This is a genomic window from Agrobacterium sp. CMT1 (genome assembly GCF_037203725.1).
GTDB lineage: Bacteria > Pseudomonadota > Alphaproteobacteria > Rhizobiales > Rhizobiaceae > Agrobacterium > Agrobacterium pusense.
Genome location: NZ_JBBCAR010000019.1, coordinates 169,105 through 192,516 on the forward strand (window position 1 = coordinate 169,105; position 23,412 = coordinate 192,516).

Sequence of the window (23,412 nt, forward strand, 5' to 3'; positions counted from 1 at the left end):
GCCCTCGTAGGCCACTCACGGATTTGTCAGGCCCTGAACACGCACATTATAGGTTCGTACGGTGCCGCGCTGATTTTCAGCGTATGCACGTAGCGAGCCTGCAATTCCGGTTTTGATGAAGGCTTCGAACATCGTCTTCGCATCTTCAAGGACCGAAACCTGCGTCGAGAGGTAAGCCTGGTCAAACTCACTTTGTGAAGCGGTTTCTAAAGCTCTCATCTTCTCGGCATATTCGGCGCTCAGGTCCGTCGGGACCGAGGTACCATCCTTTTTAGCAGCATCGCCGAGATCGACGAGCGCTTTCTCATGGTCGCGCATGATGTCATTAGCGAACATTTTCGTCGCGTCATCCTGCGCGCTTTTAAGCGCCAGCCTGCTCGCCTCCACCTCAAACTGATTGAAGGAAGCCGCCTCGGCAGTGAAGTCCGCGGGTGATTGCGCGTTCGAGAAAGCGGGCATTAACATCGAAAGACATAGAGCGGCGCAGCAGGCATGGAATGGCTTCATGTTAAACTCTCCCTCAATGACTATTGTGGTCAGGGCGTCGTGTTCTGGCTGCCCGGCAGCGCATTCCTGTCAGCAGGCCCCGCAGGTGCTTGGTCTTCCGTCTGCCCCCTGTCTGGTGAATTTGACGGTGCTGTATCCGGAGTCGTCCTGACGAAGTAGACGGCCACGATCATCGCGAGAGCCACAGCCGCAGCCCCTACCAAGGGCCATATGGTTCTATAGTTCATATCAGTCTCCGCTTCCGGTTTGGAGTGCACCCCATTTCACCGGACAAGTCGGCTAGATTGATTTAGCCCTGATGAACTGCCGAGGGGAAGCCATCTTGAGCGCGGAATGGGGATGGATTTCGTTGTAGTCCTCGATCCATCCGTCGATGAGCCGGAGCGCTGTTTGGGCCTCCAGCGACAACAACCAGCCAAAATACATCCGCCATAATCCGTCCTGTCAGTTCATGAGGTTGGTGCCACGACGAACCACAGACCAGGGCCAATGTTCCTGGAAATTTGGAAAGCAAGCAGATGGGACAAAAATCGCCTGTCAGATGAGGTGCTGAAGCAACGCTCAGACGGTGAGGTCGCTGCGGCGGAGGAAGGCCTACGGGTCCGCGTCAAGACCAGGAATGGCGTCGGGAGCTTTCATCATCTGCTTCGCCGCAAGTCTAGAGATGATGTGGATCGACAGGCAGCAAGGACCTTTGGTTTCGTTATCCTCGACTGGGTATCGGGTCAAAGTACAATAATTTAGTCTCACTGAGGAACAGGGAGTGCAGCCGACAGTTAGACGCGAATTGGAGGAACACGTTGATGTCAATTTCCCGATGGAGTAGTCCGGTAACGATTTTGAGCACGGAAGGTGGCCGGCAGACCGTGTACGGCCCATTTGATGCTCTCATTTTCCTATTGGATGAATGGCCGGACAAAAGAGGCCCCGCTTACGTTCGTGCAAGGAGCGCTTGCCGTGCCGCACTCGCTGGACGTCAAGGCGCGGACTGGGCTCGCGACATGTTCTTGCAGGCGGCTCAGGAAGCGCAGATTGTGCAGCGTCAAAAGGAGGAAACATTATCTTTCGGGCCGTCTTCAAGGGGAGGTAGAAAAAATTTCTCCGCGCAAGAAAGCTCGAGGATAACCGATAGAGCTAATTATAATCACCCAGGCTAGTCGCTTGCGCTTGACCATGGGCGAGCTGGTCGACCGAAACGCGGATTGTGGTTCATGCTGGCTAGTGGCAGGGGCACATTCCGGCGTGGCCGTGATCGAGCAAGTGGCCATTCCTCTCGTGCGCACTTTCATTTTAACAAGAGCCCGCGGTCATGCTTCGCCGACAGAGGGCCTCGTCCTCGGGTGCGAAAGTCTGCGATTCCGGGGCTTTATCTGCGCATGCGCCCGGATTACGCGATGTGCGGGCATCCGATCATCATCACGACAAGGTTGAGAAGCGGGCAAGCCTGTCGCGGTGGCTAGCTGCCGGAATGATTGCCGCTTTGCCCAGACCAATCGCAGGTGTGGGCGAGCTCCATGCCGGGAACATGCGGCAGTAGGCGTCAGACGTTAGGCTCATTCAACTGGACAAACGCTTTATCGCCGACGCCGGCACGTATTCTCACTCCAAAGGTTGCGGTACCCGAACAGGTTGGATTGAGCGGGCCTCGGCGCTAGTCTGCGTTTTGTCGGTAGAACACAAAGAACGGATGTTCAACAAGGCGCAAGCCTTCAATCTCACCGTCGCGGTATGAGCTCCCGGACAAGACATCGGTGAAAACGCCACGCAAGCTGGACGCCAAGCTATCGCGCATTGCTCGATCTTTTGCCTTGATTTGCGTGTTTCCGAGGAGTTGTTGCAGACCGAGGCGTGGGATCATGACGATAACGGCCTGATTTCTATGCGTCCTCGCATACGACACTATTGATGGAGATCCATCCAAAAGGGGCTCATAGCTACCGCTGCGGAACAGATCGGGGTGACGGCGCCGCAACTCAAGCATGCGACAAATGATGCGTTGTTTGGTCACCCCGTTGCGCATCTCATCCTCACGGCTAAAATCGATAGCCGCGCTCTCCTCAAGACGTGAGTAAAATTGCTCGAAGGGCGGCGCGCGACGGTTGTCTGGATCAACGAGGCTGAGATCGAGGCTCTCGCTGCCCTGATATATATCCGGGACGCCAGGCGCCGTCAGCTTGATGATCGTCTGGCTGAGGGAATTGCGCAGGCCCGCCATAACGAATGGCTGGATGGAATGGAAAAAGTCTTTCAGAAAGATGCTGTTTTCCGGCGCAAGGAGATTTGACGCATAGGCGAGTACGGCTCTTTCATAGGCGTCGTTATTGTCGCCCCAGTTGGTTCGCAACTTGGCTTCACGCAGAGATTTTTCGACGTAAACAAGAAACCTCGCCTTTAGAGCGTCGAGCTCCGGTCCTGTCGGTACCCCGGGCTTGGCAGGCCACATGCCGGCAAGAGCCTGGTAGAGCATCCATTGCACCGAGGGCTCCGGCGCAGGCCCATCATCCAGTTCCGCAATCACGGTTCGGTTGGTGTCGCTCCATCGCGCAACGTTGGCCGCCCAGATTTCAGGTGCTTCACTGAGCGTCGACAGCCGCGCGCGCGCGTCTTCTCCGCGTTTGGTGTCGTGGGTCGAAGTGCTCGACAATCCGTCCGGTTGGCGCTTAAGGCGATCCGCCATCGCCTCGTGAAATCGCCAAAGAGCAAACGGGCGTGGCAGCGGATCCGCCCCCACCTCATTGAGCGCGAGTGCCATGTGCTGGCGGAAAAAAAGTGTGTCTTCGATCGACTTTGCCATCAACGGCCCGGTCAGTTGCTGGAAACGGACGCGGAATTCACCCGCGAGGAAAGCCGCCGCATCACAAACGGATCCTTTAAGAATGCTGATTATGAAAGCGAGCGCTGTCTCGCCAGGTGCAGTTAGATGAACACGGCCACTATCGGCAATCGCGCCGAGCAGCGCCTCGTCCTCGCCACAAAGTCGCTCGCGTGTTCCATAGGTTCGGTAGACCGGAAAGGCGACGAGAAGCTCTCGCAATGCTGTTTCGAGGTTGGAAAGGCTGAGATCCTTACCTTCCTTCTGCGCCACTGTCATCGCCAGCTGTAATAAGGTCGAAAATTCGCCCTCGAAATTGTGATTTATCATCAGGAGCTTCGCAGCACGAACCTCGTCGTCCAGGTCGGTTTTTTGACCGCAGAAAGCATCATAGGCTCCACGCAGCATCTCTAGTTTATCGCTGTCGACAAGGACGTTCGAAAGTGCGGCAATGAATTCGTATCCGGTTGTGCCGGAGACAGGCCAATCGGCTGGCACATGCTCGCCATCCGCCAGGATTTTTTCTACGAGCAGGTAGCAGTCCTGCCCGACCTTTAGCCGAAGCCGGTCGAGATAGGCTTTCGGACCGGCCAGCCCATCCACGTGGTCAATTCGCAAGCCGTCGACAGCGCCACTACGCACGAGTTCAAGTATAAGTTGATGCGTGGCGTCGAAGACGGCATCATCTTCTACGCGAACTCCTACCAGGCCGGTGATTTCAAAAAACCGGCGATAGGAGAGGTTGTGGCGCGCCGTGCGCCAAGACGTCAGCTGATATGGCTGACGGTCATGAAGGGTTGCAATGTCGGCTTTGTTGAGAAGGTGAACGTTGGCGGGCAGCCAATCCTGGCACGTCTCCGGAGCGACGGGGTAGTAGTTGTCATAGTAGGCGAAAGACGGCTTTCCAGTTATTGGATCGGCGGTTATCGAAATGTTGCCGGCCTGTAACTCGTGTTCAAAGGATTCCCCCAGGAATGGCAATGTCAGGCGGCGTGACCAGTCGATGTCGAAAATGCGAGCGTAGGGACTATGAATCCCATTCTTGATGACATCATACCACCACGGATTATCGAGCGATGCGGCCATGTGGTTCGGCACGATGTCCAGAATGAGCCCAAGACCTTCATTTTTGAGTGCGGCGACCATCCGGTCAAAGCCATCACGGCCGCCGATCGCTGGATCGATTTCGTTCGGATTGGTCACGTCATAGCCATGGGTCGAGCCCGGTGCTGCGGTGAAGATCGGCGATGCATAAAGATGGCTGATGCCGAGCCGCCTCCAATAGGGTGCAAGCGCAGCTGCGCGATCAAAGGTCATACCGTTGCGGAATTGTAGCCGATAGGTTGCTGTGGGAATTGTCATTATACTGCTTCCGTGGCGAGGCGAACCAAGATTGAGTTTTTTGGCAGGGCGGCTTGCTCTTCTGGCCATGCGAAAATCGCGTCTCCGGGCTGATCCGGCAGCGGTCTTGTTTCATCGCCAAGATTGACGGCGATCGAAAGCGCGCCGGCAGAAAACGTCCAGGTGACCGCAATACATCCGTCGCCTGCCTCCACAACTCTGCCAGCGCGGCCATTATCTCCTCGAAGAAGAGGCACGATCTTTGTCCGTCTCAGTAAAAGCAGCTTGCCCGTGAGCGTTAACCAATCTTCCCCCGCCTCGGTTTGGGCCTTGCACCAATCCAGTTTTGACGTCTCGAACGTGGTGCGATCGTTGGGGTCGGGAACAGTCTCGCTTTTGTAACCGGAATGGCCGTCAAACTCGCTTCTTCGGCCCTCGCGGACTGTGTTTGCGAGATCATCACGGAAATCGGTGAAGAACAGGAACGGGTTGGACTCGCCGAATTCTTCTCCCATGAACAGAAGAGGAATGTGTGGCGAAAGTAGAAGTAGAGCCATCAGAACCTTGGCGCGATCGCTGCCTACAAGTGTAATCAGCCGTTCCCCGTGGGCCCGGTTGCCCACCTGGTCGTGGTTCTGGATGAAATCCACAAATGCGGAGCTAGGCTGGCCGTCGCTTCTGACGCCACGTGGTCTCCCGGTTTGGGGTGAAGTTTCACCTTGGTAGGCGAAGCCTTCCGCGAGCGCCCGGGCCACAAGCCTTTCAGGTGCCGGCGCGAAATCCTGATAGTAAGCGTCGCATTCCCCTGTCACAAGCGCATGAACCGCATTGTGGAAGTCGTCATTCCATTCTGCGGTGAACAGAGGAATACTTCCGTCTGTGGCTCTCTCATGCAGGGAGATGATGTTGCGACTGTCCTCGGTCGTAAGGTGAATAGGACGATCGGTGATCTCGCGCCGAATGCGTTCACCTATCTCCACCAAAATGTGTTTTGCGGAATTGTCCTCAATCTGGTCAATCGCGTCAAATCGAAGGCCATCAAGCTTGAATTCGTGCAGCCAATAAAGAGGGGCATCGGCGATGTATCGCCTCACGGCGTCGACGTCATAGGCTATCCCATCGCCCCAAGGGGTTTTTCGATCCTTGTCGAAGAAACCCGGCGCCAGCAGGGGGAGGTAGTTCCCCTGCGGTCCGAAATGATTAAGAACGATGTCGAGCACGACGGATATGCCAAAACCATGCGCTTCATCGATAAAGGCCTTGAAATCATCCGGCCTGCCGTATGCGGCGTGGGGAGCATAAAGCAGAGTGCCATCGTAGCCCCAGCCGTGGTTGCCGCCGAAGTGGGAAACCGGCATAACCTCAATCATGGTAATTCCGAGCTGCGCAAGATGAGGGAGTTTCCCAACCGCGGCCTCGAACGTCCCCTCCGGCGTGAAGGTTCCGACATGCATCTCGTAAATTACTGTCTCCTCCCACGGACGTCCCTTCCAGCTGATATTTCGCCAAATGTAACAATCCGGATCGGTGACGAGCGATGGTCCGTTGACATCGTCCTTCTGCGCCCGCGAAGCCGGGTCGGGCACCCGTTGTCCGTCAGTCAGGACAAAGCAATATTCGGTTCCTGCCACAGCGTCTGGACATGTGATCTCGAACCACCCGTGCTCGTCGCGCGCCATGCATCGTAAAGCCGTGCCGTCGTCGAGGTATAATTCATTTTGCCCGGGCGCCCAGGTTCGGAAGGTGACACCCCCCGATGGAGAGCGTCGTACGCCCCAAGCCGGTGATTTTGTGACATTGGAGCGATTGTGTTGCTTTGACCGCATGGTTCCCCCGTCAGGATTGAGCGGGGCAAAACCGGCGGCGTCGATAACGGTTCCCGTCCGGCAAATATTAAAGTGCAAGCCGTGACAGCGTGCATTGCGCGGGCTTGAAAAAATCGCGGAGCTCAGAGGATCGAAGAGATTTCATCTTCCGGATGTCCAGTTAAAAATCCAGTTGCCGCCCACCAAGCCTCCTGGAAAATGATCAGCGCTTCTTCGACATTGTTCGTTTGTCGCGTGATGGACCCAAGGGGGAGGCCGGCGGACTGAGCCCCGGTTTTGTACGAGAGCCACCTCTTGCTATGCGATCAACCTCGTGACGCACCGCTAACTGTCGCGGAGTTACAGATATGGCGCTGAGCGATAGACCGGCATGCAATAGCTCATTTTTCGCGAAATTATGAGTTATAGAAAGCGGTGAGTCTCTGTCCACTCGAGCGTTGGTTTTGTTGTTAAAATGACTTGCGCGGTTAGGAGAGTGCTCCGGCAATCCACTTGTTCACAGGCTCATCATCGTCGGGTGCAATTGTCTTGACGCAGGGCCTGCTATTCTTGAAACAGTGTCGAACAATCAGAAATTTTATTGTTATTTCGTTCCGGTCTTGCGCGCCGTGAGAGACACGAGCAGTGCGTCCTGCACGACGTCTTCCAGTTCCTCGCGCGTCGCGCCGTCCCGGGCCTGGACGGACATGCCCTGAAGCACGACGACCAAAAAGCGGGCGAGGGAGCGCGCGCGATCTGAGTTGAGCCAACGACCAAGCGCCTGGGCAATTGTTTCTCTCATCATATCTCGGCCCTCGGACAAAACTCGCGCAAGCGCGGCATGTTCTTCGGCGCATTGCAGCATGCCGCTGGACACCATGCATCCTCGTTCACCGGCAGGGTCCGTCACGGCGTCGGCCCCTTGGCGCAGGATCGCCGACACGGTGTCCTCCAATGTTAATGCGCCTTCAAGGTTGAACAAAGCCCCGGGAATTCCCGAATAGTGATCAACGGCCTCCCGATAAAGCCCTGCTTTGCTCCCAAACGCGGCATAGAGGCTTGGTGGTGCGATTCCAATCGCGGTCGTCAGATCGTTGAGCGACACACCTTCGTAGCCATGCCGCCAAAACAGATGCATGGCGATGTCGATCGCCTCGTCACGATTGAAGGTCCTCGGTCCGCCGCGCCGGCGTTTGATCTGTTTATTCATAGTGATCACTAAAGACCGGTTGACAGAGAAAATCAAGTGGTTAGTTTGTATCGATCACTAAAAATAGCCAATTCTCGCCCAACACCACTGGAGATTTTATGTCAGGACGTTTCATCCGAGCCGCAACGGGAATGCTTGCTGCGGTGATCTTGTTTACGGGGGCATCGGCCACTGGGGCTGCCGAAAAGCAATATACCGTCACATCCTCCGATGGCGTTACAATCGCCGTCGAAGAAACCGGAAATCCCCAAGGTCAGCCAATTGTATTCGTTCACGGTCTGCTTGGCAGCCGCATCAATTGGGACAGCCAGACGGCCGATCCAGACCTGCAGAAGTTTAGGCTGATCACCTTTGATCTGAGAGGACATGGACTGTCGGCAAAGCCGGATGACGCTGACGCCTACAAGGATGGCGACCGCTGGGCAGACGATCTCGATGCAGTCCTTCGGGGAAGCGGAGCGACGAACCCGGTGCTCGTGGGCTGGTCTCTTGGGGGTGTGGTGCTGTCGAACTATCTTGCCAACCATGGCGACGCCGGGATTGGTGGCCTCCTTTACGTCGACGGTGTCATCGAACTCAAACCCGATCTCATCACGCCGCATCCGGAGGTCTATGCAGGACTGGCCTCAGAGGACCTGCGGACGCATCTCGACATGGTGCGGACCTTCCTGGCCCTCTGCTTTGCAACGCAGCCAGAAAACGCGACGTTTGAACGGCTGCTGTCCAATGCAGCGGTGGCATCATGGCTGATGACGCGAACAGTCCCCTCGATGACAGTCCAGGCAAAAGAAGGACTGGCGAAGGCAAAAAAGCCGGTTCTGTTGATCTATGGGGGCAAGGATAATCTGGTACGGCCGCAGCCGAGTATAGAACGCGCGAAGTCGTTCAACGGCTCGATCAAGTCAGAGATTTACGACAACTCGGGTCATGCGCCATTTCTTGAAGAAGCGTCGCGGTTCAATAAGGATTTGGCCAGGTTTGCGGCTTCTGTGGCGGACGGCAAGTAAGTCAGAAACTGGCTCCACCGGCTCCCATTCTGCTGCGTCTTTCATGCTCCCATTCTGAAATCGAGACTGAATGGTCGTCTAATCTGGAGAAGCGTGCGTGGGGAGCCGTGGTCTTGATAGGTCCGCCCCGTCGCGCTGGGCCGAACACCGGTGCGTCACGACGACGGAACCGGAACCGGCTAAACGAGTTATGATGGTTCCGGGAGATGGAGAAGCTGTCAGGAGCGAACGCGTGAACAGATGCAATATAACCCACCGGCGGATGACCATTGGAACGCACTCCCTGTTCTTCCGGGAAGCGGGGCCGATTGAGGCGCCCGTTCTGCTCCTGCCCCACGGATACCCGTGTTCGTCCTATCAGTACCGCAGGCTGATGCCGGCGCTCGCCGATCAGTGGCGCACGGTAGCTTTCGATTGGCCGGGTTTTGGCTACAGCGACACCCCCGATCCCGCCCAGTTCGGATATGACTTCGACGCTTACGCCGAGGTGCTCAACAACGTCGCTGAGGCGCTCCGACTGGAGCGCTACGCGCTCTGGCTCCACGACTATGGATCGCAGATTGGTCTGCGGCATGCCATAGCCCACCCGGAGCGGATTGCCGCGCTGATCATCCAGAACGGTGACATCTATGAAGACGTGCTCGGCCCTAAATACGAGACGATCAAAGCGTGGTGGGCCGACAAGTCGCCCGAGAAGCACCGCCCTCTCGCGGAGGCCGTAAGTGAAGACGGATTTCGCGAGGAGTTCGTCGGTGAAGTCTCTGAAGAAGTGGCAAGCCTCGTCCCGCCCGACCTTTGGAAGCTCCATTGGCCGCTTATGGATACGCCGACACGCAAAATGGTGGCAGTCCGCCTGATGGAAAAGCTGGAGGAAAACCTCGACTGGTTCCCTCGCTATCAAGGCTATCTGCGTGAGCACCGCCCTCCGACCCTGGTGGTGTGGGGCCCGCAGGACGGCTATATGCCCGAGGCGTCGGCGCAAGCTTACCGGCGCGATCTCCCGGACGCGGAGTTGCACATTCTCGGCGAGGCCGGGCATTGGCTGCTGGAAACCCATCTCGAACAGGCGTTGCCGCTCGTCCGCGATTTCCTGGCCCGGACGTTCCGATGATCGCGCCTTTGAACGTAGCCCGCAACGAGAGGAGACATGCATGGTTACGAAGCCCACGATTGCACGCATCTGGCGCGGCCGTACGCGCCGCGAGGTCGCGGACAGCTACGAGCCCTATTTGCGAGCCGAGGGCATTCCTCCGCTTGAGGAAATTGCCCTCGGCGTCCAGCTTTTTCGGGAGGATCGGGACGAGGAAACGTGGTTCACGACTATCTCCTATTGGCCGGACATCGAGACGATGACCGCCTTTACAAAGGGCGATCCTGTCAAGGTTCATCATCTCGATCGCGACGCCGAGTTCCTGATCGAACTGCCCGCGCGCATCGAGCTGCATCGCATTCTGGTGAATGATCCGAGCCTTCGTTGAGCCGCGAGCAAGCCCTGTCTAGGGTGATGGAGCTCCACAAGAAAATCGGGATCTCCCGGCCGCAGCAAGGCCGGCCGGTCTCCAGATGGTCCCACCTCTTTGCATCGGGAACGGCGCGTGTTCCGGCGCAATCGCGCTGACCAGGAAAAGAAAGCGATGATGTCACTGCCCCACCGCGTCTCCGGCAATCTCGCTCTTGATCTCGCCAACACCATCAGTTGGCGCAACACGAGCCGGGAAGTCGACCATTTGGCAAGCTTCGATGACGTTGTGGCATGGTCGAAGCAAGTCGGCCTGGTCGGCGGCGACTTCGTCGTATCGCCGCAGGAGCAAGAGATACTGCTCCAGCAGGTGCTCGCGCTTCGCAAGGCAATCGGTGCCGCGGGATCGGCGATAGCTAACGATCTCGATCCGTCTCGGCTGGATCTGGACGTCATACGCGACGTTGCTGCGCTGGCTCTGCGCCAGGCTTCGCTTTCCGGGACGCCGTACACATGGCATTTTGAGGGCATCTATCGCGTGACCGGCACCATCGCGTGGTCCGCGCTCGACCTGCTTCGGGGCGACGAAATCTCCCGGCTGAAGCAATGCCCACCCGACGATTGTCACTGGCTGTTTATCGACCGGACAAAGAACGCTTCAAGGCGCTGGTGCGACATGGGCACCTGCGGCAATCGCGCCAAAAAGATCGCCCACAGAGCCCGGCGCTGACTCAAAAACGGCGGGAAAGAGCAGCAGCGGGATTCCGGGCCCGTGATCAAAGCGGGATGAAAACCAATGATCACTTAGGTGTCGGGATACAGCATTGACTGGGCGCCGCAGGCGGACGTCGAAGTGGATGGAGCATGTGGCTGAACTCATTCCTGAGGTCTGAGAAAACCATCACGGCCACTTCCTGCCGAGCGGAGAACAAGTGCCCCTCCATCTCTTCTGCGGCATTTACCCTCGGGAATTGACAGCGAAATCAGACAGAGCTTCAAATCGGAACGACTGCAAACTTTCATTTACCACAAGGCGTATTGTCGAATTCCACGCCGCGCATATGTCGTCTTTGTCATAATGTATCCGGCCATAACAACAACCGATGAGGTGACATGATGTCAATCAACTCGGGTCATGCTCGATATTTCCCTCGACCCATACGAACTACAGCTAACCCGTTGGAGCGGGCTATCCTGCAGCTAGAGAAGATGATCGATGCGCAAAGAACGAGTGCGCTACCGGCACCGTTTGCTCTTTATAAAGCCAAACGCATTCTCGAACGATGCCACAAGGGGAGCCCGCTGCCGAATGCGCGTGACTGCATGCCCAACGTGGAATAAGCGATCGGACATCGGTAGCACGGGCCCGAAACAATAAACCTTAACGGTGGTCAAAGTCTGCCCGACTGGTCATGACGACCTTCGCATGCTCGTGCTACATCCAATATGCCGGCAGCGTCGGCGAGCGTTATTTCTACTACAGCAGCCGAAGCGTGCTCTCATCACGGACTCCTGCGTAAAACATGTCCAGTGCGGCTTGGAAAGGTAAATCCCGTTCAGCAACAGCTCCGAACAGCGTCATGCTGGATCGAAATTTGAGATCATCCGGGGATCCGAGAATGTCATGCGCGCTCAAATCGGTGTGCTGCAGCATGGCGGTCGTACACTCGACGAGGCGTGGTCCAAGCATAGGATGCGTCAAATACGCCTCCGCTTCCGCACGACCCGAGATCGCGTAAAAGCGCGCAGTTTCCGAACGGCCAAGGCCACGCAGTTGCGGAAAGATAAACCACATCCAGTGTGAGCGCTTCAGTCCCGCCTGCAATTCGCTGAGGGCCACCTCGTAAATGTTTTGCTGCGCCGTCACAAAGCGCTCGAGATTGAATTTCATCGTCAGCTTTCTCCGATGCCGGGTCCAGCAAAACCGGTCTTAAGCGCTCCACAGCGCGATCTCGCGGGTTAATCCTGACAACGTCGGCGCCGGCCTGCTGTTCCCGAAATCCCTTTAGACATGTCGCAACTTGCGTCGCGTCCACGTCGAACCCGGCATGCGAACGAAGTAGTCCGCGCGCTGTCGCTTGCTGAACATAACCTGATCTAGGCCATCACGCGAATGAGGATGCGCTCGACGGGCGCCCGGCTGAGCGACCATCGCGGTGCATAACAACAATCAGGCCTGGCGCTTTCACCGGCCGATCATGGCAAATTGGCTATGGGAACGTCGGCAGAATGCTCGCGGCCACCGAGTTGCGGTGTTCATTGGCTTGCAATGAACCGCCAGTTCGCGACTGCGGCCTGGCGGTGGGGCTCGGCACGCAAAAGGTAGTCCGGATGCCTGATGATTGAAAGCAGGTCCGAAAAGCTGTCGTAGCGTATCATCACGATGTCGTCCCACTGTTCGTCCTCGGTCGAGACTAACGTCATGGCTCTGGATCCGACGTAAAGTCGTTCGGAAATAATCCCGAGTTTTGATGCGATCTCCTGGAACACGCCAGCATAGCCTTGGTAATATGCTGCCCGTGACGTCTCTTTCATATCCACGAACCCGCCCTGATAGTGAGGACTTTCGCGGAAACGGAGAAGATTTATCATCACGACGGGGTTGCCGCCGAGCCGTTCAGCCGCGTCTGACAGGATTTGGGGCGAGAGGGTATAAAGATCCATGATGTGACTTTCTGACAAAATTCGTTCATATGTCAGACATTGACAGTTTTTGTTATTATGTCAAGAATAGGGAATGGAAAAATTTTCAGACCGGGAAGAGAAGGTTGCTATCGCGGCCGAGGATGTTTTTGTGCGCTACGGCTTCGCGCGCACAACGATGGGCGACATAGCAAGAGCCGCAGGTATCTCCCGCCCCGCGCTTTATATCCTGTTCCCGGACAAAGAGGCGATTTTCAGCCGCGTCATTGAGATGATGGACGCGAGATCCCTCGCAAAGATCCAGCAGGCCGTCGACCGGATTGAGTCTGTTGATGGGAAATTGTTGCATGCCTGTACCGTTTGGGGCCTCCACGGCGTGGAGCTGGCTTCAGCCCATCCTGACGCCGCAGACCTTTTTGATTTCCGGTTTCCGGCGGTTCGGGAGGTCTACGAGCGGTTTCAACAGTTTCTGGTTCGGATTTTGGAAGAGTACGTCCCGAACTGGCAGCTCCCTGTTTCACGGGCTGACTTTGCGGCGGCGCTCACCTATGGCCTTCGTGGCCTTCGCTATGCGGCGACGGACATCGATCACATGAAACGTCTCGTTGACGTTCATGTCACCATCTACGGAATGTCACTTAGACGGAACGACAGCGCCAGCGGATGACGGACGCTTCGCAGTCCCTATCTTGCAGAAGCCTGGTATTGATTGAGAGATGCCAGCCGTGCAACGGGCGCTTTTGGATGACCGCACGAGCAAGAGACTACGGGGCGTGTGCCGCGTAGGAGCAACGCTTCCTTGGGAAGATCCTTTTCATATTCCTAGTGCTCATCACCGCGAACGGGACACCGTTTCATAAGCTTTTTGATCGTCCGCCGGTCTCCGCCGAAACGATCCAGCACCTCCACCGCCTGAGGCAGGCTGACCGAGTATTCCTGTTGAAGTTCCTCGACGGTGTACGGCTTTACTTCATAGTCTGGCATAGCGCCCTCCTTCTGATGCCCAAATGCAACCGCCTCGATTCGAGTTCCGAGCAGCGGAACATCCGCGCGCCTCGAGGGTTCGCCTTGGGAAAGGAGACCATCATGAGAGATTTGAACCCGAACACCGTAGGCCGGCCCCACGACCCGAAAGCCACACGCGGCTCAACATGGCGGCCGAGAGCCAAGGACGAGGATATCATCACCAACAATGACGAAGGTGCGCCCCCCGTGCCGATCGGCCAGCCTGGCGACCGTGAGCAAGGCAGCGACAGCGACGGCCCGATGGATGGACAGTAGGTTGCGCCAGGCCGGCTGAAGCGAGCGCTCATTTCCGATCCATTTATCTGGAATGGCGTCTCCAAATACTCTTTGCCGCCGAGAGCGACGGAACCCGGCAACAGGGACGGGCTGTCGAATATCTCAAGGGCGACTGTTTCTCTCCGCCGGCAATGCCGTTTGAACGGTGAGTGATCGGTAGAAGCAAGTTGAAAGGCTTCAGAGCTCTGTTGACGGGATCCGGCGCCGAAAGATCAAATCCCTTCGGTGGCAATCGCTTGAGATGCCGTCACTTGTTGACCCGGTTTGGGGCTGATCGCTGACGCTGTAAGTTTGCGGCGGCCAGATCAGCTGGGTCTTTACCGGCAATGTTGACGGTAGGCTGAGCGAAGGTGACGCCGTTCTCCTGAAATGATTTTCGAAGAGATGCATATGCGGTACGTCGAATAAAGCTCTGCTGGCTGGTGGGCACGGTGATCATCGCGAAACTGACCACAATTCCGTACTCTGCAAAATCTTCGACACCCTTCAGCTTTAGCGGCTCAATGAAGAAGCGACCCAGTTCAGGGTCCGTAAGCAAAGTCTGGCCTATCGCCTTGCCAATCTTGCGAACTTTCTCGAGATCCGTGTCATACGGGACAGTCACGAGTATCTTTGTTTTGGACCAGTCACGGCTCATGTTTTCCACTGCACCCAGTTCGCCGAAAGGGACAGTGAAAATTGGACCCCTGTGATGTCTTAACTTTACCGAGCGAAGGCTGAAACCTTCGACGGTTCCGCGGTAGTCCTTTGCCTGAATATACTCTCCGACCCGGAAAGCATCGTCGAACAGATAGAAAAAGCCGCTTATGATATCCCGTACCAACGCTTGTGAGCCAAAGCCGATTGCCACTCCAACGATGCCCGCTCCTGTTATCAGCGGACCTATGTCGACCCCGATCTGACCAAGGATTGTCAAGCTTGCAACAACAAGAATGGCGACCGCAAGCACATTTTGGAGGATCGGAAGCAACGTCTGCAGCCGCGTGAAATGCTCTCCTTCCCAATCAGTCTCTGGCGCAGCCGAAGAAGGGTTTTGGCGGGTAAGCAGTCGCTCTATGGCGGCTTTCGAGAGATGCCAGATGATGTCCGCGACCAGAAGGACAAGTGCGCTCCGTAACACGCCAGCGAGAGCGTCATGGACCAACGGGATGCCGTGACCGGGGAAGGTGAGGTCAGTTTCCCAGACAAATGCTATCCAAGCGAGAGCCAATAAAAATACCGACGCCCTCGCACCGCGCACCAGAAGGATGGTTCGATTACTAGTTTGAGGGATTTGAAGCGTTTTGGAAGCAAGCTCCCGGACGATTTGAGAAACTGCGCGAAGAACCGGCGGCAGGATGGCAGGATAGATGCCCAACCAGAACAGCGCCCGGGCATTCAGGCACCAGAGAATCCAGACGAAGGCAGCATAGAGCGATATCGCCGTCTTCATCCTGGCATCTCGACCGACCGAAACCCATGTCGTACCGATGATGACGGTCAATATCATGCAGGACGCCAGGATCTCGATTGCCAGAGCGGTGTCGGGATCGAAATCGAGAACATCGCCCAACATCGTCACGCTGGCGGTAAACAGCGACAGACCCATTACCAACCTTAAATTTCGGCGAAAAGATAAAGGTGCGATCTTCTTCGCCAAAGCCGAGACAAATCGCCAGGCCACAAACAAGAGCAAGTAGCAGCCTGCAACAAGGCGTACCGACAGTGGCAAATCGACGAGGAAATAAAGTGGTGCGACGACCGCCGCAAAGACCAGCGATGGAAGATATTGTTCCGGGCCGTCCCAGTGATGCAGGCGATTTCGCCGGATAAATCGCTCCGCAGTGGTGCCGGCGACAACCATAAGGACGAAAGCGGAAGAAACCGGCAGATAACCATTGTCGTTCAGATCATCCAAAAGCGCCTGCATTGCCCGTTGTGTCTCATCCGGAATCCGCGCAGCGGCGGATAGAACCTCATGAATTCTGGCGCGCGTGTGTTGTTCCCAATCCAGGACCCCGGCTGCTGTCGTCCCGTCAGTTGCCGGATCGGACGCGCGCCCAATGGTTGCCGGCACTTTCTCCAATGTCGGCAGTCGCTGCTGCGAATTTCGCGATTCGTCGCCGCTGTTGCTGACCCCCGAAACGGCCAACACCGCGAAGATCGAGGCAAGCACACAAAGGAATAATGACAGCCATCTCATAACAAACCCATGCGCCTGCACAGGTGACAGGCGCCAATTGTTCGGTTGGGAAATGATGCATGGCTTTCACGTCAGCGCACATCTGGACGAGCGTTGATATCTGTTACCGAAAAATTGAGGTGACCTCACCAACGCGCTAGCCTTTGCAGCCGGTAGGGCTAGTTTCATACCCCGGGGCGAGCGCCAGTTTTTTGCGCCCCACAGCCACCAAAGCGATAGCAAGTCTCAACTTCCGGATAGGTTGTTTGGGTCCAGTGGGAGGTCGATCTTAAGCGTGCACTTCTCTAGGTTCGCAATTGCTTCCTATGAACTGCGCCACATCAGCTGATCTGGAGGATAATATGCTACATGCTGAACACAGTCTGTCTGGAAAGTCGCATGCACCGTTTTGCGTCAGTTTAAAGCCCGACATGCCCCCTATTCAAGAACCCTTGGCAACAGTCGTTCACGACCTCGGTAATCTCATCCAGGTCGCGACGTCTGCCATAAATGTCCTGTCACGCAATCCCCTCGTCTCTGCCGACGTCCGGGCTTTAGATGTCATTCGCAGCGCCCGAATGTCGCTGGACTGTGCTGGCGGACTCGTTCGCCAATCCCTTCGGGCCAAGAGCAATGGCCATACGTCCGTTGAAACCGTCAATGTTGAATCTTGTCTCCTCGATGTGAAAGACTCTCTGGCCATCTGGGAGCCGGAAACACACGTCGAAGTTCAGGCAGAGCCGAACTTGCCTCGCCTGGTTTGTAACGCCATCGGATTCAAAGCAGTCCTTCTGAATCTGATCGTCAACGCCCGCGAAGCGATGCCGGACGGTGGTACGATTTTGCTGGCTGCGCGGGTACTGGTACCTGACGGCGCACCGGCTGTTGAAATCGTGGTCGCCGATGACGGTCACGGCATGACGCGCGAAACTCTCGAAAACGCGTTCATACCCTTGTTCACGACAAGATCGTCAGGCGTTGGTGGTTACGGACTTTCCGCCGCAAAAAACTTCGTTCAGTCGGCCGGCGGCCACATAAAGGTGGAAAGTGAGCCCACCGTCGGCACGCGGGTCACTATCGTCCTCCCGGCCTACGGCATCTCCTGAACCGAGACCACCCCATCCATAACTGGCACTTGCCAAAGATAACGCGGACTATTATAGTCCGCGTTATGGCACATATAACGGTCGGCGTGGAATACGGATTGCATTGTCTGTTGTGGTTGATGGGGTCTCCGGACAAGCCTCTCAGCAGCCGGGATCTTGCCGATCTGCAGGGCATTTCTCCAAGTTTTCTGGCGAAGATATTTCCGAAACTTGAGCGGGCTGGCCTGGTCGTCGCATGGGAAGGAGCCAAAGGGGGATATCGCCTGGCCAAGCAGCCGGAAAATATCAGCGTACTCGAAGTGGTGGACGCCATCGAGGGCAGGAAACCTCTCTTCGACTGCCAGGAAATTCGTGGTCGCTGCGCAGCTTTTGACGGAAAGCCCCCGCGTTGGGCAACAAAAGGCGTCTGTGCGGTCCACGCGGTAATGTTGCATGCCGAGAAAGCAATGCGGGAATCTCTGGCGAGCCAGTCACTGGCTGATATAGCCGGGGAATTTGGCCGCAAGGCCCCTGCGGAATTCTACGGAGATGTCGAAAAATGGATCGAAACAAGAACCATCTCCAAATCTCGTGGACGTTCTGCGGATGAATAGCCTGGCACCTGATCGAGGCAGGGTGCCATTGCATATGGCGCACCTCATCTACGATAGGGGTTTCGAATTAAGTTTGTGGAGAAGGGTCATGAGCACTTTTTCAGTTCCTGATAAAAATAACACAGCCCCGGTCGCTTGCAGGAGGGCAAGGCGATGAAGGCGGCTGCTCTCATTGCCGACAGTCCGCTCGTGATTGTTGTTGACGACGATGCCGATGTTCGGCACTCGCTGCAGGAGCTTATCGAATCTGTCGGCCTCGACGTGGTATGCTTCGCATCACCGCGCGATCTCCTGGAGGCAAGGCTTCCCGACAGGCCAGGCTGCCTTGTCCTGGATGTACGCATGCCGGGGTCCAGCGGTCTTGATCTCCAGCACCAGCTTTGCGAGCAACGACGAACCAAACCGATTGTCTTTCTCACCGGGTACGGTGACATTCCGATGTCAGTGCAGGCGATGAAAGCGGGGGCAGTCGACTTCCTGACCAAACCGGTGCGGGATCAGACCCTCCTTGATGCCGTCATCGAAGGAATAAAGCGGGATGTCGAGCAGCGGAAGCGTGCCGAGTATACCCATGAACATGCGTCCCGTTTCGCAACGCTAACGCCGCGCGAGAGGCAGATTCTCCACGAAGTGGCACTTGGTCGCCTCAACAAGCAAATTGCCTTCGACCTCGGTATCAGCGAGGCGACGGTCAAGCTGCACCGCAGCAACGTTATGCGGAAGATGCAGACGATCTCTGTCGGAGAACTGATCCGCGTCTGGGATGCGTTGCCAGCGTCGCTGCGAGATGCCACACCGGTGTCGCTATCGTCCTGATTGGGTTTGCAGGCCGTGTCCGATTGAAGGGCGCGGCAGACGACAGATTCAAACCAATCATGCGGTTCGCTCCTGCTTCGAGGCCGGGGATCGACACAGCCAATACCCGTGAACATTTCCTGCCAAGCGGACACGCCTGCATGATAGGCGGGTGGTTGCCTTGTTCGGTTGCTACACCTCCAGTCTTTCGGCGGACCAAACCTCGCCTTTGGTCTATGTGACCTCGTCCTAGGCTCGATATTCCCGAGGGCGGCAATCGCGCAATCTCATGTCAACGGAAACGCCTGACGGAGAACTCTTGTGCGAGGCACAGTCAAAATTCTGGTTATTGCGACCGTGGTCGGCGTCTCACCTCACGCTGCCGGCTTAGCTATGTCACCTTCCCAAAAGCCGACGATCGTCCTCGTCCACGGCGCCTTTGCAGAATCGGCGAGCTGGAACCGGGTAATCGACAAACTGAGAAGAGACGGATACGAGGCTGTCGCCGTTGCCAATCCCCTGCGAGGCGTGGCCAATGACGGTGCGGCAGTCGCCAGTTATCTCCACTCGGTGCCGGGACCCGTAGTGCTTGTCGGCCACTCCTATGGAGGTCCGGTGATCACCGAGGCCGCAAACGACAGTCCCAACGTCAAGGCTCTCGTTTATGTTGCGGCTTTCGCACCAGATACTGGCGAGTCGAGCACCAGCCTGTCTTCGAAATTCCCCGGCAGTACGCTAGCGAAAACGCTGAACACGGTGGAGCTGCAGAACGGAGGTCAGGACCTCTACATTCAGCCAGATATGTTCCGCGAGCAATTCGCGGCGGACGTTCCGGAAAAAACCGCCAGTCAGATGGCGTTCACGCAGCGGCCCATTTCGAAAGCCGCCTTTGCAGAACTGACGAAAAGACCATCCTGGAAGGTGTTGCCTTCCTACTCAATTTTCGGTTCGCGCGATCTCTGCATTCCACCGGCCGTCATGAGTTTCATGGCGAAACGCGCTCAGGCGCGCAAAACGGTCATTCTCAAAGGCGCATCTCACGCCCTGATCGTCTCTAAGCCAAGAGAGGTCGCCACCATCATCGAGGAAGCTGCGCGCGAGAGCGCAGCTGACCTGGCCGCCCGTGCCGCCAAATGAACACCGCATCAATCGACTGAAACAAGGAGAAGTGACATGAAAATCGTCGTCATCGGGGGTACCGGGTTGATAGGCTCAAAAACGGTCGCAAGGCTGAAAATGCTGGGGCACGACGTTCTTGCTGCCTCGCCAAATTCCGGTGTGAACACCGTTACAGGCGAGGGGCTGGATGATGCTCTCGCGGGGGCAGAGGTCGTCATCGATCTGGCGAACTCTCCTTCATTCGAGGAAAAGGCGGCCATGGACTTTTTCGAAGCGGCAGGGCGCAATCTCTTCGCGGCCGAAAAGAACGCCGGAGTGCGCCATCATGTTGCGCTGTCGGTCGTTGGCACGGACAGGATGCAGGCCATGGGCTACTTTCGCGCAAAGTTGACGCAGGAAGAACACATCCGCAAGTCCGGCATCCCTTACACGATTGTCCATGCCACCCAGTTCTTCGAGTTTGTCGGTGCGATCGCGCAATCGGCAACTGAAGGCTCGATCGTCCGCTCACCGACGGGAGCATTCCAGCCCATCGCGGCCGATAATGTTGCCGACGCCGTGGCGAAAGTTGCGGTTGGCGAGCCTTTGAATGGAACGACTGAAATCGCCGGTCCGGACCGAGCTCCCATGAACGAGTTCATCAGTCGGTTCCTGAAGGCAACAAACGATCCGCGCACCGTCATGCCCGATCCGAAAGCACGCTACTTCGAAGTCAGCATCGATGACCGGACGCTGGTTCCTGACGCAGGCGCACATCTGGGCGCTATCGGCTTTGAGGAATGGCTGAAGGCCTATTCGGCGCAGCAGAAATAAGCGGCTCTCACTCAACCCGGTGCTGTCTGGCGTCGAATTGGCTAGGCGGACCTCTTCGACAAGGAGAATTATGATGATGAAATTACTCTTTTGCGTGGCCGCCTGCGCCATGTCGCTCGTCACATCCGTCGCGGCACATGAAGCCGAAGGCGAGAACGTGAAGATCGTGTACGATCAACCACTTCCGAACGTTCCTGGAAAAAGCCTGCGGGGCGTCCTGGTTGAATATGCACCGGGCGGCCACTCTCCTGCACACACGCATCCGGCCTCGGCATTTATTTACGCGACCGTCCTGGAAGGCGCCATAACCAGCCAGGTCAACGGCGGTCCGGTCACTGTCTACCGTGCTGGCGAAAACTTTTCCGAATACCCCGGGGATCATCACGCGGTGAGCGAAAACGCAAGTAAAACCGAGCGCGCGCGTCTGCTTGCCGTGTTCGTGGTCGACACGTCAGAAACCAATCTGACAAATTACGAGAAATAAGGCCGCTGGCATTTCGTCAACGGCTGTTCGGCGGGGCCTGCCTGAACAGCTGTAGAGGGGCACCATTGGCCATGATCCATCAGGTCACGGCCAGTATACCGGAGTGGCGCCGCCGCAGCGCCACTCCGGTTCGTATGCCGCAATAAAGGGCAGGTCCCGACAAATGACCCCTGATGGCAGGAGAACGCGATGCGCATCGAAAAGCTTTACCCCATGGTCTCCGCTCGTTTGATGATTGTCAATGTGACGGATACGGTGGCGCACGCGGCGGCGACACTCTCAAAACCTGGCGTTGGGCTCGCGGTCGTCTGCTCTGATGACGGCGTGGCAAGAGGCGTCCTCAGCAAGTCCGATCTTATTCGACATATCGCCCATCGCTCCGGACCGGGTTCGGTGGAGGAGTTGATGAGCCCGAAGATCGTTGGTTGTCGCCCGACGGATGATTTGCAGACAGCGTGGCAGGTGATGGTCGATAACCGCCTCCAGAACATGCCCGTTCTTGGAGATCAGGCAAAACCGCTCGGCGTTCTTGATATACGGGATGCCCTGAAGGTGCTCTACGAACAGGAGCAACTGCAGGAACACATGATGGAGAACTACATCGCGGGGTTTGGCTACTGACAGCTCTCAATGGGCATACAAGCAGTCAAAGCAACAGTCAGTTCCTGTCTGAGGACATCTACATGATGCAAGATTTCTCTGCCAATCTGGCGACCGATCCGATTGCCTGGCTGGTCTTTCTCGGAATAACGGGAATGATCGTTTGGAAGCTCATCGGTCCGGTAAGATCCAATCTCCGGCTTATCGTCCAGATTGCTTTCTTCCTCGCCATGACGGCCGTCATCGTCTTTGGACAAGTGCCGCTTGGCCAGTCAAGCGGCGCGCCCGCAGATGACGACCGAACGCTCGTCGTGATCCTTGGGCAGATGTTATGGTGGTTGCATCTCGCCTGGGCTGTAATCGGCTTTGTGCGTATCTATCTTGTCCTCGAAGGCAGACCGCGAGAAGCGCGCCTCCTTCAGGACATTGTGGTCGGTGGCGTGTACTTGTGCGTCGCGCTCTCGGCTCTTGCATTCGTTTTCCGGCTGCCGGTCGGGACTTTGATTGCAACCTCGGGCGTGATCGCAATAGCGCTGGGCCTGGCCCTCCAAAACACGCTGGGTGATGTCTTCTCCGGTATCGCCCTGACGCTTGGCCGGACCTTCACGCTTGGAGACTGGATACGCCTCAATGATGGCGTGGAGGGGCGTGTGGTCGCCAGCACGTGGCGCTCGACGCAGATACTGACGATAGCCAACAACGTCGTAGTCCTACCCAACAGCGCATTGGCCAAGTTGGGACTCACCAATGTCAGCCGACCGGAAGAAACGCACTTGCTGCAGCTGACCATCAGATTGAAGCCAACGAGGACACCGTCGGCAATTGAAGAGGTTATCACGACCGCCCTTGAAGGCTGCAACCTGATCATCAGGAATCCCGGCCCCGTGGTTGCTCTCAAAGGGATCGATGCCAACGCGATCGATGCCGATCTTTATGCAAGGGTAAAGGACCCCATGCATATGATAGGGGCGAGAAACGAAATTATTGACTTGCTTCACCGCCACTGCAAAGCCGCCAACCTGCAATTTGCTCCGTCGGCATCGTCATTTCTTCTCGCGGAGCAGTCCACAACGCCGGATTCCGCGCATTCTCGCGAAAGAAGGCTGGTTGAAATCCTGCGCCAGAACAGCATTTTTGGAAACCTGGATGAGGCTTCGAAGGAGCAACTTGCCGATGCAGCCACATTGCGGGCCTACCCGGAGGGCGACACAATAGCACCGGACGACTCTCAAGTCGCGTCTCTCATCGTCATCGACTCCGGCGTTGCCGCAGTGATGCAGGATGGATTTGAGCAAAGGCGCCTCTCACCCGGTGATATCTACGGCGGGGCGGATTTTTCGTCTCAATTTTGGAGGAACAGTTCTCTGAAGGCGGTGTCCGCCGTGAAAATCTGGGAGATCGGTCACGAACCTCTCTCAAACCTGCTCAGGAACCAGCCCGAACTTGCCAGGGAGCTTTCGATAAAGCTGTCGATGCATGAAGGGAACGCCCGTCATGCAATTAATCCCAATGTTAGAAACGACCATACCTCGCACGCACTCCTAAGGTCGATCCGGACAATCTTCACTAACTGATAAAACCTAGCCTTCAGATGAGGTTCGCCGCCGGATTTTTCCAGTTATTATTGGGCGGCAGGTGTTGAACGCACGTCCGGT

The 23,412-nt window shown here is 56.6% G+C and carries 24 protein-coding genes and 1 pseudogene; 15 read left to right on the forward strand and 10 right to left on the reverse strand.

The window, feature by feature from the left end; genetic code table 11:
* Nucleotides 1–15: 15 nt before the first annotated feature.
* The 3 genes and pseudogenes from WA845_RS23785 to WA845_RS23795 form a co-directional block, all read right to left on the reverse strand.
* A complete protein-coding gene (locus WA845_RS23785; RefSeq protein ID WP_006700557.1) occupies nt 16–507 on the reverse strand; it encodes a DUF4142 domain-containing protein in 492 nt (163 codons plus the stop codon).
* A gap of 29 nt (nt 508–536) precedes the next feature.
* Nucleotides 537–734, reverse strand: a complete 198-nt coding sequence (locus tag WA845_RS23790) for a hypothetical protein (RefSeq protein WP_004446090.1) — start codon at nt 732–734, stop codon at nt 537–539.
* Between the two features lie 52 nt (nt 735–786).
* A pseudogene (locus tag WA845_RS23795) lies at nt 787–906 on the reverse strand (integrase core domain-containing protein); the annotation flags it as partial.
* Nucleotides 907–1,310: 404 nt separating this feature from the next.
* On the opposite strand from WA845_RS23795, the gene WA845_RS23800 reads away from it, so the two are divergent.
* Nucleotides 1,311–1,664, forward strand: a complete 354-nt coding sequence (locus WA845_RS23800; protein WP_337322724.1) for a DUF982 domain-containing protein — start codon at nt 1,311–1,313, stop codon at nt 1,662–1,664.
* Nucleotides 1,665–2,158: 494 nt separating this feature from the next.
* On the opposite strand, the gene treY is transcribed toward WA845_RS23800, so the two are convergent.
* From treY to WA845_RS23815, 3 genes are all read right to left on the reverse strand, one after another.
* Complete coding sequence (treY, locus tag WA845_RS23805; RefSeq protein ID WP_337322725.1) at nt 2,159–4,681, reverse strand: malto-oligosyltrehalose synthase; 2,523 nt, start codon at nt 4,679–4,681, stop codon at nt 2,159–2,161.
* On the reverse strand, nt 4,681–6,486 hold the full coding sequence (gene treZ / locus WA845_RS23810; RefSeq protein WP_337322726.1) for a malto-oligosyltrehalose trehalohydrolase: 1,806 nt from the start codon (nt 6,484–6,486) through the stop codon (nt 4,681–4,683). Before treZ ends, treY begins: the two co-directional genes overlap by 1 nt.
* 583 nt (nt 6,487–7,069) lie before the next feature.
* Nucleotides 7,070–7,675, reverse strand: coding sequence for a TetR/AcrR family transcriptional regulator (locus WA845_RS23815; RefSeq protein ID WP_337322727.1), 606 nt, complete (start codon nt 7,673–7,675; stop codon nt 7,070–7,072).
* Between the two features lie 98 nt (nt 7,676–7,773).
* On the opposite strand from WA845_RS23815, the gene WA845_RS23820 reads away from it, so the two are divergent.
* The 4 genes from WA845_RS23820 (at nt 7,774) to WA845_RS23835 (ending at nt 10,871) form a co-directional block, all read left to right on the forward strand.
* The gene (locus WA845_RS23820; RefSeq protein ID WP_337322728.1) at nt 7,774–8,682 is read left to right on the forward strand and encodes an alpha/beta fold hydrolase; all 909 of its coding nucleotides are present in this window, start codon (nt 7,774–7,776) and stop codon (nt 8,680–8,682) included.
* 193 nt (nt 8,683–8,875) lie between these two features.
* Complete coding sequence (locus WA845_RS23825) at nt 8,876–9,793, forward strand: alpha/beta fold hydrolase (protein WP_443111984.1); 918 nt, start codon at nt 8,876–8,878, stop codon at nt 9,791–9,793.
* A 40-nt stretch (nt 9,794–9,833) separates the two neighbouring features.
* Nucleotides 9,834–10,160, forward strand: coding sequence for a hypothetical protein (locus WA845_RS23830; protein WP_022557515.1), 327 nt, complete (start codon nt 9,834–9,836; stop codon nt 10,158–10,160).
* 117 nt (nt 10,161–10,277) lie between these two features.
* Nucleotides 10,278–10,871: a CGNR zinc finger domain-containing protein gene (locus tag WA845_RS23835; RefSeq protein ID WP_048903045.1), complete on the forward strand. Its 594-nt coding sequence runs from the start codon at nt 10,278–10,280 to the stop codon at nt 10,869–10,871.
* Between the two features lie 747 nt (nt 10,872–11,618).
* On the opposite strand, the gene WA845_RS23840 is transcribed toward WA845_RS23835, so the two are convergent.
* Together WA845_RS23840 and WA845_RS23845 are read right to left on the reverse strand one after the other, a co-directional pair.
* The gene (locus WA845_RS23840) at nt 11,619–12,032 is read right to left on the reverse strand and encodes a DUF1810 domain-containing protein (RefSeq protein ID WP_022557517.1); all 414 of its coding nucleotides are present in this window, start codon (nt 12,030–12,032) and stop codon (nt 11,619–11,621) included.
* A 365-nt stretch (nt 12,033–12,397) separates the two neighbouring features.
* Nucleotides 12,398–12,805, reverse strand: a complete 408-nt coding sequence (locus WA845_RS23845) for a hypothetical protein (protein ID WP_337322729.1) — start codon at nt 12,803–12,805, stop codon at nt 12,398–12,400.
* A gap of 73 nt (nt 12,806–12,878) precedes the next feature.
* Here WA845_RS23845 and WA845_RS23850 point away from each other — a divergent pair, with 73 nt between their 5' ends.
* A complete protein-coding gene (locus tag WA845_RS23850) occupies nt 12,879–13,451 on the forward strand; it encodes a TetR/AcrR family transcriptional regulator (protein ID WP_337322730.1) in 573 nt (190 codons plus the stop codon).
* Between the two features lie 155 nt (nt 13,452–13,606).
* On the opposite strand, the gene WA845_RS23855 is transcribed toward WA845_RS23850, so the two are convergent.
* Nucleotides 13,607–13,768, reverse strand: coding sequence for a hypothetical protein (locus WA845_RS23855; RefSeq protein ID WP_193604437.1), 162 nt, complete (start codon nt 13,766–13,768; stop codon nt 13,607–13,609).
* A 102-nt stretch (nt 13,769–13,870) separates the two neighbouring features.
* Between WA845_RS23855 and WA845_RS23860 the strand changes: the two genes are divergently transcribed.
* A complete protein-coding gene (locus tag WA845_RS23860; protein WP_081859574.1) occupies nt 13,871–14,065 on the forward strand; it encodes a hypothetical protein in 195 nt (64 codons plus the stop codon).
* Nucleotides 14,066–14,333: 268 nt separating this feature from the next.
* Here WA845_RS23860 and WA845_RS23865 read toward each other — a convergent pair whose 3' ends face one another.
* Complete coding sequence (locus tag WA845_RS23865) at nt 14,334–16,268, reverse strand: mechanosensitive ion channel family protein (protein ID WP_337322731.1); 1,935 nt, start codon at nt 16,266–16,268, stop codon at nt 14,334–14,336.
* Nucleotides 16,269–16,609: 341 nt separating this feature from the next.
* Between WA845_RS23865 and WA845_RS23870 the strand changes: the two genes are divergently transcribed.
* The 8 genes from WA845_RS23870 to WA845_RS23905 all read left to right on the forward strand — a co-directional run bounded on the left by WA845_RS23870 (nt 16,610) and on the right by WA845_RS23905 (nt 23,331).
* Nucleotides 16,610–17,353 (forward strand): sensor histidine kinase, encoded by a 744-nt coding sequence (locus WA845_RS23870; RefSeq protein ID WP_337322732.1) that lies wholly within the window; start codon nt 16,610–16,612, stop codon nt 17,351–17,353.
* Between the two features lie 65 nt (nt 17,354–17,418).
* Nucleotides 17,419–17,946, forward strand: coding sequence for an RrF2 family transcriptional regulator (locus WA845_RS23875; protein ID WP_337322733.1), 528 nt, complete (start codon nt 17,419–17,421; stop codon nt 17,944–17,946).
* A gap of 153 nt (nt 17,947–18,099) precedes the next feature.
* Entirely contained in the window at nt 18,100–18,762 is a 663-nt protein-coding gene (locus WA845_RS23880; RefSeq protein WP_035211003.1) for a response regulator transcription factor, read from the forward strand.
* Between the two features lie 372 nt (nt 18,763–19,134).
* The gene (locus WA845_RS23885) at nt 19,135–19,878 is read left to right on the forward strand and encodes an alpha/beta fold hydrolase (protein WP_337322734.1); all 744 of its coding nucleotides are present in this window, start codon (nt 19,135–19,137) and stop codon (nt 19,876–19,878) included.
* A 36-nt stretch (nt 19,879–19,914) separates the two neighbouring features.
* On the forward strand, nt 19,915–20,673 hold the full coding sequence (locus WA845_RS23890) for an SDR family oxidoreductase (RefSeq protein WP_337322735.1): 759 nt from the start codon (nt 19,915–19,917) through the stop codon (nt 20,671–20,673).
* A gap of 73 nt (nt 20,674–20,746) precedes the next feature.
* Nucleotides 20,747–21,157, forward strand: a complete 411-nt coding sequence (locus WA845_RS23895; protein ID WP_337322736.1) for a cupin domain-containing protein — start codon at nt 20,747–20,749, stop codon at nt 21,155–21,157.
* Between the two features lie 189 nt (nt 21,158–21,346).
* Nucleotides 21,347–21,778, forward strand: a complete 432-nt coding sequence (locus WA845_RS23900; protein ID WP_337322737.1) for a CBS domain-containing protein — start codon at nt 21,347–21,349, stop codon at nt 21,776–21,778.
* A gap of 62 nt (nt 21,779–21,840) precedes the next feature.
* Entirely contained in the window at nt 21,841–23,331 is a 1,491-nt protein-coding gene (locus WA845_RS23905) for a mechanosensitive ion channel family protein (RefSeq protein ID WP_337322738.1), read from the forward strand.
* The last annotated feature ends 81 nt before the right edge of the window (nt 23,332–23,412 follow it).

Excerpts from the sequence above, each read along its gene's own strand:
- WA845_RS23900 (WP_337322737.1), top strand. The coding sequence starts at position 21,347 with ATGCGCATCGAAAAGCTTTACCCCATGGTCTCCGCTCGTTTGATGATT.
- WA845_RS23790 (WP_004446090.1), bottom strand. The coding sequence starts at position 734 with ATGAACTATAGAACCATATGGCCCTTGGTAGGGGCTGCGGCTGTGGCT.
- WA845_RS23845 (WP_337322729.1), bottom strand. The coding sequence starts at position 12,805 with ATGGATCTTTATACCCTCTCGCCCCAAATCCTGTCAGACGCGGCTGAA.
- WA845_RS23890 (WP_337322735.1), top strand. The coding sequence starts at position 19,915 with ATGAAAATCGTCGTCATCGGGGGTACCGGGTTGATAGGCTCAAAAACG.
- WA845_RS23820 (WP_337322728.1), top strand. The coding sequence starts at position 7,774 with ATGTCAGGACGTTTCATCCGAGCCGCAACGGGAATGCTTGCTGCGGTG.
- WA845_RS23870 (WP_337322732.1), top strand. The coding sequence starts at position 16,610 with ATGCTACATGCTGAACACAGTCTGTCTGGAAAGTCGCATGCACCGTTT.
- WA845_RS23875 (WP_337322733.1), top strand. The coding sequence starts at position 17,419 with ATGGCACATATAACGGTCGGCGTGGAATACGGATTGCATTGTCTGTTG.
- WA845_RS23905 (WP_337322738.1), top strand. The coding sequence starts at position 21,841 with ATGATGCAAGATTTCTCTGCCAATCTGGCGACCGATCCGATTGCCTGG.
- WA845_RS23815 (WP_337322727.1), bottom strand. The coding sequence starts at position 7,675 with ATGAATAAACAGATCAAACGCCGGCGCGGCGGACCGAGGACCTTCAAT.
- treZ (WP_337322726.1), bottom strand. The coding sequence starts at position 6,486 with ATGCGGTCAAAGCAACACAATCGCTCCAATGTCACAAAATCACCGGCT.
- WA845_RS23800 (WP_337322724.1), top strand. The coding sequence starts at position 1,311 with ATGTCAATTTCCCGATGGAGTAGTCCGGTAACGATTTTGAGCACGGAA.
- WA845_RS23785 (WP_006700557.1), bottom strand. The coding sequence starts at position 507 with ATGAAGCCATTCCATGCCTGCTGCGCCGCTCTATGTCTTTCGATGTTA.
- WA845_RS23830 (WP_022557515.1), top strand. The coding sequence starts at position 9,834 with ATGGTTACGAAGCCCACGATTGCACGCATCTGGCGCGGCCGTACGCGC.
- WA845_RS23840 (WP_022557517.1), bottom strand. The coding sequence starts at position 12,032 with ATGAAATTCAATCTCGAGCGCTTTGTGACGGCGCAGCAAAACATTTAC.
- treY (WP_337322725.1), bottom strand. The coding sequence starts at position 4,681 with ATGACAATTCCCACAGCAACCTATCGGCTACAATTCCGCAACGGTATG.
- WA845_RS23855 (WP_193604437.1), bottom strand. The coding sequence starts at position 13,768 with ATGCCAGACTATGAAGTAAAGCCGTACACCGTCGAGGAACTTCAACAG.
- WA845_RS23880 (WP_035211003.1), top strand. The coding sequence starts at position 18,100 with ATGAAGGCGGCTGCTCTCATTGCCGACAGTCCGCTCGTGATTGTTGTT.
- WA845_RS23885 (WP_337322734.1), top strand. The coding sequence starts at position 19,135 with ATGTCACCTTCCCAAAAGCCGACGATCGTCCTCGTCCACGGCGCCTTT.
- WA845_RS23895 (WP_337322736.1), top strand. The coding sequence starts at position 20,747 with ATGATGAAATTACTCTTTTGCGTGGCCGCCTGCGCCATGTCGCTCGTC.
- WA845_RS23860 (WP_081859574.1), top strand. The coding sequence starts at position 13,871 with ATGAGAGATTTGAACCCGAACACCGTAGGCCGGCCCCACGACCCGAAA.
- WA845_RS23825 (WP_443111984.1), top strand. The coding sequence starts at position 8,876 with ATGGTTCCGGGAGATGGAGAAGCTGTCAGGAGCGAACGCGTGAACAGA.
- WA845_RS23850 (WP_337322730.1), top strand. The coding sequence starts at position 12,879 with ATGGAAAAATTTTCAGACCGGGAAGAGAAGGTTGCTATCGCGGCCGAG.
- WA845_RS23865 (WP_337322731.1), bottom strand. The coding sequence starts at position 16,268 with ATGAGATGGCTGTCATTATTCCTTTGTGTGCTTGCCTCGATCTTCGCG.